The organism is Paraburkholderia sp. GAS448 (assembly GCF_050435685.1).
Classification (GTDB): domain Bacteria; phylum Pseudomonadota; class Gammaproteobacteria; order Burkholderiales; family Burkholderiaceae; genus Paraburkholderia.
Genome location: NZ_JBNDKT010000059.1, coordinates 21,919 through 28,234, shown reverse-complemented (window position 1 = coordinate 28,234; position 6,316 = coordinate 21,919). Strand labels below are relative to the sequence as shown.

Below are 6,316 nucleotides of genomic sequence, written 5' to 3'. Positions count from 1 at the left end.
GCGCCCTGCCAGTTCAGGCGTCGTCCTTCAACAATGTGTGAGACAAAAGGCGTTAGAAACAAACCCCTTAAACCCGGACATTTCAACTTGGCCGGGAAGCGGACATTTCAGAAAAGCCTCGACACAGATGTTACGGCAAAGCTGTAATGTCGTACCTGGGCAAAGCTGAAACGTCGCATGTCATGCTGGCTGACCTTTGACGGGAGGCTTGCATGACGACGACATCCGGGACGATCACCATGACGATGCGCGAGGTTGACCGGCTCAGGACGATCCAGTCGGTGGTCGATGGCATGCTGATGACGTGGCAGGCCGCGGAGCGGCTCCATCTGAGCCGGCGTCAGGTTGAGCGGCTGACCGTGCGCTATCGCAGCCAGGGCGCTTCGGGGCTGCTGTCACGCCATCGTGGGCACCCGAGCAACTACCAGCTTGCAGACGGCGTGGCCGAGCGCGCGTTGAACCTGATCCGGGATCGCTACCCGGATTTTGGTCCGACGCTGGCCTGCGAGAAACTGCGTGAATGTCACGGGCTGGCGTTGTCCAAGGAAACCGTGCGGCACCTGATGACGGATGCCGGCCTGTGGATTCCGCGCCGGCAGCGGCCGCCGAAGCTCTACCAGCCGCGGGCACGGCGGTCGTGTCTGGGCGAGCTGGTGCAGATTGACGGCAGCGATCACCGCTGGTTCGAGGAACGGGCGCCGGCCTGCACGCTGCTGGTGTATGTCGACGATGCGACCAGCCGGCTGATGGCGCTGCACTTCACGGCGACCGAATCGACCTTCAGCTACTTTGAAGTGACCCGGGCGTATCTGGAACAGCATGGCAAGCCGGTGGCGTTCTATAGCGACAAGGCGAGCGTGTTCCGCTCGACGCAGACGGCAACGACCGGCGGCAAAGGCGTGACGCACTTCGGCCGGGCGATGTTCGAGCTGAACATTGATGGGCTGTGTGCGAATTCGAGTCAGGCCAAGGGGCGCGTCGAGCGCGCGAACCTGACGCTGCAGGACCGGCTCGTCAAGGAACTGCGGCTGCGTGGCATCGATACGCAGGAAGCGGCCAACGCCTATGCGCCCCGCTTCATCGCCGACTACAACACGAGGTGCCCTCAAGATTCGGACTTTTTCGTACGCTAGGCCGTGCCGAATGTCGCTGATCGGCCGAGGGTGTGTCAAAACAGAAAAGTTGAAGGTCTTGAGGGTCACTTTACCCTTCCCGACGGACACGGCACCAAGCCGTTGTAGGCCCTTCTCGAAAGCCGACTTTTTGAACTTCTGAACGAGAGGGGTGAGCCTGAGTTTTGACACACCCTCGACCCGTTTGCGACATTTGTATGCGGGCCATGACAGACTGCTCCCCCCACTTAGCGGCCGCTCCCTGTGCTCTATCCCTACTCGGCGCGCTAATGCCTCCGATACCCGGGATGCGCCACCCATGGACGGCGTCCGCAGCCGATCTCGGCAACCTGCTCGGGAGAGCGCGGCCTAGCTGTAACTGCCGCTGAGGGTCGTGTTTCGATTGTCTAACCAACGAAGCAAGGCTTCCGATATCAACATGCGGAATCCCATTTGGCATGGCCTCGTTGCCCACGCTCGCTACAATGCTGACATTCATAGCAAGAACCCGAGCCACGCGCAGGAGGGACTCAATGCGAATTTTGACGAATTTTGTCGCGCAGGCACTCTTCGATCGCGGTGGCCTGAAAGCCGTTTTTGAACATGTCCGAAATCTAGTGAGCCGAGAAGAAAATATACGCCCACGGGCAACCCATCACAGCGGCTCCCAATCGGATGGGCTCGAGCGTATCGCGTAAGACGCACTCCCGACGTCGCACTCGGCGCGAGCCATTTCTCGATCAACGAACGCAACGATATCCCGGCCGCGCCCATCTGCATCTCCCATTCAACTCAGAAAATCTTTTGGACCGCAGGCGGCACCCAGCGCCCGTCAAGCACCTCGGGCTTCGGGTCGTACACGCGCAATATCAGCTTGAAGCGGCCAGAAGGAGCAGGCAGCCAGTTCCGAGCCTTATCCCCGCCAGGTTGCGCGTGCTGGATCCATAGGTCGAGCGAGCCGTCCGGGTTGAAATGCAGATCGTGCCGATCTCCGATCACATAACGTCCGATCGGGTTTTCGACAAAGAAGCCCTTTTCGTCGTAAAGCGTGAGCGACCAGAAAGCACCGGCTGGCGGAATCTGGCCGCGCTCGAAATGCAGCACGTAACCATTCGAGCCAACGAGCTGATCGCCGTTCGAATCGACAACGGTAAGTGGATACACCGCATCCTCTGCCGCGTTGGCTCCGAACCCGACCAGACTCACGAGGGCGCGCAGCGCGTAATGCGTCCGGTAGCGGCCAAGGTTCAGGGGAACGAGCCAGCCTTTGTGGTCATTGAGCTCGGCCTTGTCGATTGCGCCGTTGGCCAACTTGAACATCGTACGTTCCAGCGCGTTGGTATTCGCGGCTCCTTGTGTACCCGGCGATCTGGCTTCGAACAGCCCGCGCACGAACCAGACCGCGTCTTCCAGACCATGACGCGTGGCCGCGTCGAGCTGGTCCGGTGCCAACGGCTTGCCCGGCTCGATCCAGAGATGCCGGAGCGTTTTCATCATCGGCGCGTCCTCCGCGCTCGGCGGATTGTCAGCCATCGATATCGCCATCCGCGAAAAGTACGCCTGCGCATCAAGCCGGGCGATTTGCGTGACGATGGGCGTCGCCGTGTCGACGGCGGCGCCAGAGTATGCCGGCGTCGCGACGTCTAACGACGGATTCAGGAATCTCGACAACGGCGTCAACTGGTATTTGGCTTGAAGCGCATGAACCGCCGGAAAATCGGCTTCGTTCCGCGTATAGGTTCTGCCGATGACCCAGTTCATATTGGTGGGCGATTTGATCCAGACCATCCCTTGCGGCACCTCGCCGGTCCAGTTCGGTCCGGTGATGAGGTACTTTCGCGGCGCGCCACCGTATTGGCGCGTGCCCAATGAAGCGTAGGCGTTGGTCCAGGCATCCAGTACCTCCATGAGCACCCATCGTCCGTGCATCTCGGGCATGCTGAGCACCATGGGCTCCGCCTTGAGGTCCAGCCACGCGATGCTGTACAGCGTGTCGGCGTTGGGTGCGACCACGTCCTTGAACGCCGGATCGGGGAAAGCCGTAGCATGAATGAACTGGTTGATCGGGCCGAATCCGAATCTGCGATGGCCTCCCGGCGCGAGAGCCGGCTGCGGGCCGGTCATCGCCTGCTTTGTCAGCTCCATCGTGATCAATGGATACCCATAAAGGTAGGCTTGAACACCCTTCCCGAACGCGAGCAGATAGGGTAATTTGACCAACACCGCGACCGCCACCACGACTGCCACAAGGACAGGAATCGTGATTCGGCGACGGGTGCGGACGGTCGTCTCTTGAATTTCCATTTGCTCAGGCCCCAGTACGAAAACGCGCAATAGCGCATGCACATGTTGTCATCATCCCGTGCCTCACCTCGTCGAACGATATCCGCAGCCGACATTGGCATGTCACTTCGAGACACCTCAGGGATATTCCCAAGCGGGATTCGCCATGTTCATATCAGACCGGGGATCAAAGCAAAGGACAGACGACCCGGCGAGCGGCGGGCCAGCCCGGCTCCGCCCTCGAACACGAGTCGCATCAATCTGCTGCACGCCCGGTATGGCCTAAAGACTGGCGCCGATGCATTGCGGATCGATCAGGATCTTCGCGTGCTTCTCCGGGTCGCCCAGCGCGCGAAAGGCTTCGCTCACGCCGTCCAGCCCAACCGTGCCGGTGATCATCGGCGTACAGTTCGCCTTACCCTCGGCGATCATATGGAGGGCGTCGCGGTACTCAAGCGGCGAATACCCGAGGACAAAGCGAAGATCGACTTCCTTGTTTATCGCCATGGCAGGTTCGAACCTGTCTTCCTGCATACACACACCTACGACTACGATTCGGGATTGCAGTGGCGCACCGTCGACGATATTCTGGAGCACCCCGGGCACACCAACGCACTCAAAGATGACGGGGCGCCTTGGATTGAGTCCTATGGCCTCCGCCAGCCGCCAGACGTGCCACCACGGAAGCGGCAGCTTGCCCAGCTTCTCGCGGGTGCTGACACCCAGTTCCAATAGCCCGGGAAGGTTGCCGATGAAGCCATATTCCTGCCAACTGGCGTAAGGAGACTCGTGTGCCGGATTGATCACGATGTCGGCACCGCATTGCTGTGCAAGCGCTCGGCGTCCGCCCGAGAAGTCGCTCGCGATGATGGTACGCACACCGCGCGCCTTGAGCATGCAAATGACCCCGAGGCCGACGGGGCCGCAGCCGATGACGATGGCAACGTCGCCCTTTGCCGCCTCGCTTCGCCGCACGGCGTGCCATGCCACGGCCATCGGCTCGGTCAGCGCCGCCAGTTCGTCACTCAGACCGTTGGGAATCGGCACCATCATGGCCTCATCCACCACGACCTGTTCCGCGTAGGCACCCGGTGACCGGCCGGACAGACCGATCGCGTCGATATCGTCGCCATGGCGGATCATCGGCAGCGCGCATACGCGCGCCCCGGTACGAAGCTTGCGCCCACTACCAGGGCCAAACTCGGCCACCTCGCCGCAGAATTCATGCCCGAATACCAGAGGCTGGTCGGCACTCGGGAAGTTCATGTATCCCACGCGACCCATCAACTGCCGCATGTGATCGCAGTGGTGACGCACGTGCAGGTCGGAACCACAGATACCGCAGCGTCGAACGTTGAGCAGCACCTTGCCTCTGCCCGGCTTGGGATCGGGCAGGTCTTCGACCGTCAGTTCGGCGTTCCGGCACACAATTGCCTTCATGCTTGAATCCTCCTTTTGCTCGGTGCGCAGGTCAGCCTGGCGTTCGGGTCGCTCTTGCCGATGAACAGCCTCAGCGCGAGACGCTGCACCATATTGCCGTACGGCGGATAGAACAAGCCGATGGGGAAGAACCTCTGCCGTTTGAACACAGAGCGTGCGTGCGATAGCTCTCGGAACCCCTCTTCGCCATGGTAGTTGCCCATGCCGGAGTTGCCGACGCCGCCGAATGGCGCGGCATGATTGAGCACGTGCCAGCCCCAATCGTTAATCGTTACGCCGCCCGAGTGCGTCCGGCGCAGCAGACGCTGCCGTGCGTCGGCTTTATGACTAAAGCAGTACAGCGCCAGCGGCCGCGGTTGGCTTTGGATGTAGCTCACGACCTCCTCTTCGGAATCGTAGGGAATGATCGGCAGGATCGGGCCGAAAATCTCCTCCTGCATCACGACCATCTCAGAGGTACAGTCTGTGACGATATGCAATGGGATGCGGCTTCCAGATCCCTCGCCGCCGCATGACACGATGGTCGCCCCTTTTCTCCTGGCATCATCGAGCAAACTTCTGATGCGACCAGCGTGGTGCTCGTTCACCACCGAGGTGTACTCCGCGTTGTCTTGTGGCCTGTCGCCCCAGAGACGGATTGCGGACTTCTTCACCGCTTCAACAAAGGCCCCCACCGACTCGCGCGGCACCATCGCGTAGTCCGGCGAGACACAGATCTGCCCGCAGTTGACACCCTTGCCGTGCGCGATGCGCTTCGCGGCGTCGGCGATTGAATAGTCACGCAGCACCACGGCCGGAGATTTGCCGCCCAGTTCCAGCGTCACCGGCGTCAAGTTTCGCGCAGCCTCACGCATGATCACTTTGCCGATGTCCGGTGAGCCCGTGAAGACAATATGGTCAAACGGCAACGAAGTGAAGATGTTCCGGTCCTTCAGTTCCCCGCCAATGACGGCGACCAGGTGTTCCGGAAAGATTTCCGTCAGCAAGTGCCTGAGCGCCGCTGTGGTTGCCGGCATATTTCTGGGCATCAGGATCATCGCACTATTGCCGGCCGCCAGTGCCGTCACCAGCGGCCCCAGCGACAGATAGACCGGAAAGTTCCAGGTCCCGATGATGCCGACTACGCCCTTGGGCTGGTACGTCACGCGCAGGCTGTTGGTCGCGAACAGCAACTCGGTCGCACGCCGGCTGCTGCGCATCCAGCGCTTGAGATGCAGCAGGCAGTGATTGATCTCCAGCGTCGTGGGCAGGATGTCGAGCATTAGTGTCTCGGAGTGAGCCCGTCCGCTGAAGTCACTGTCGACGGCTTCCGCGAGCGCATCCTGATAGCGGCGCAGCTGAATCTTCAGCTTGCGCAAATTTCGCTGCCGCTCGTCGGCACCCGGATAAGGGGCGCTTGTGAACGCTTCTTTCTGGACGCCAAACACGGCGAGTAGCTCGGCAATTTCGTCTTGATAGTCTCGTTGCATGTCTGCCCTTCT

The 6,316-nt window shown here is 60.8% G+C and carries 3 protein-coding genes and 1 pseudogene; 1 reads left to right on the top strand and 3 read right to left on the bottom strand.

What is annotated here, in order from left to right; translation table 11 throughout:
- Nucleotides 1-239: 239 nt before the first annotated feature.
- Nucleotides 240-1,100 (top strand): annotated as a pseudogene (locus P3T23_RS43685) (ISNCY family transposase); the annotation flags it as partial.
- Nucleotides 1,101-1,904: 804 nt separating this feature from the next.
- Here the strand turns inward: P3T23_RS43685 and P3T23_RS43680 are convergent.
- The 3 genes from P3T23_RS43680 to P3T23_RS43670 all read right to left on the bottom strand — a co-directional run bounded on the left by P3T23_RS43680 (nt 1,905) and on the right by P3T23_RS43670 (nt 6,304).
- Entirely contained in the window at nt 1,905-3,416 is a 1,512-nt protein-coding gene (locus P3T23_RS43680) for a DUF1254 domain-containing protein (protein ID WP_429322261.1), read from the bottom strand.
- Between the two features lie 261 nt (nt 3,417-3,677).
- Nucleotides 3,678-4,760 carry a zinc-binding dehydrogenase gene (locus P3T23_RS43675; RefSeq protein WP_429322260.1) on the bottom strand — a complete coding sequence of 361 codons (1,083 nt, stop codon included), beginning with the start codon at nt 4,758-4,760 and terminating at the stop codon, nt 3,678-3,680.
- 71 nt (nt 4,761-4,831) lie between these two features.
- Entirely contained in the window at nt 4,832-6,304 is a 1,473-nt protein-coding gene (locus tag P3T23_RS43670) for a coniferyl aldehyde dehydrogenase (protein ID WP_429322259.1), read from the bottom strand.
- Nucleotides 6,305-6,316: the final 12 nt, after the last annotated feature.

Excerpts from the sequence above, each read along its gene's own strand:
- P3T23_RS43680 (WP_429322261.1), bottom strand. The coding sequence starts at position 3,416 with ATGGAAATTCAAGAGACGACCGTCCGCACCCGTCGCCGAATCACGATT.
- P3T23_RS43670 (WP_429322259.1), bottom strand. The coding sequence starts at position 6,304 with ATGCAACGAGACTATCAAGACGAAATTGCCGAGCTACTCGCCGTGTTT.